General features: G+C 34.2%; 1 protein-coding gene. It reads right to left on the bottom strand.

Going from position 1 to position 1,102, the window contains the following annotated elements; genetic code table 11:
- Window positions 1–16 precede the first annotated feature (16 nt).
- Window positions 17–1,045, bottom strand: coding sequence for a transposase (locus FTT73_RS16155; protein ID WP_079255106.1), 1,029 nt, complete (start codon window positions 1,043–1,045; stop codon window positions 17–19).
- Between the last annotated feature and the right edge of the window lie 57 nt (window positions 1,046–1,102).

Genomic DNA, 1,102 nt, shown 5'->3' on the forward strand with positions numbered 1-1,102 from the left:
TAGGACTTACGCACTATTATTTATAGATTCTCTGTGGTAGCAGATGATTTTTATCGAGAATAAAGTCATCAATGAAGTTTTTGATAACTGGTCTAAATAATTTCTTCTGCCAACGATATACATTTTCAAAGATCCGCTCAAACTGGTTCTTTTGTATCTCAACGTAGGCCATCAAGGCTGAAAAAATATGATTCAAAATCAGTTTAGATCGTCTTACTTGAAACTTTTCAATATGACAAACCTGTTTAATCACCCGGTGATATTGCTCTATTTTCCAATGACTTGAATGTAATTCATGAAAACCCTCAAAGGACAATAAATCATCTTCATCTTGATGCACAATATAAAACCTCTGCTGTTCTTTTAACTGAGTCTTAAATAATTGTACAAAGCCAAAATCTTTGAGCCAGACCACTTGACCCTGATGGAAATCTGGCAATAAACGCAGTTGAAACCATTGTCCTTTTTCTGGGGAAACCTTACGGTTACAGTCGATACCAAACATAAATCGAATACCATATTTTCTTATGGTTTTTAGATTTCCAGTCGATGAATACCAACTATCACCTGTAATAAATTGAATCTTTGCACCCCAACTGAGTACTTCACTTAACATATCCATAAAGTAATCATTCTTGGTTTTACTTTCAGATTTGTCATAAATTCGGAAATTAATTGGAATATTTTGACCATTTTGATCTGTCGCATACAAGGTAATGAGATTAATACCCTTGACGGATCGGTGGTGTTTGCCTGACCAAAAATAGCTAACCAAGTCCATATGTTGACTATATGGTTTATCTAAAACAGTATCATCAATACTGACTATAAGTTTATTATTATCAATATGTTGAATTGATTCTTGATATAGGTCGTGAGGTGTGTAGTCTTCACGCTCTAGAAAGCGATTTACACTATCATGCGAGATATTATAAGTCTCGGCAAGTTGTGTGCAGCTAATAGAGTTCGGTTCTGTCATGAGAAAGCCCATATAAATGGGTAATGTACAAGTTGCTGTAGAAGCATGTTTAATTCGTCTGATCACAGATACTTTATAAAGTATTTTAATACTTTTTTGAATCCGTCAATGCGTAAGTCCTAT

Origin of the sequence: Acinetobacter sp. YH01006 (genome assembly GCF_013420445.1) — a bacterium.
GTDB lineage: Bacteria > Pseudomonadota > Gammaproteobacteria > Pseudomonadales > Moraxellaceae > Acinetobacter > Acinetobacter pseudolwoffii.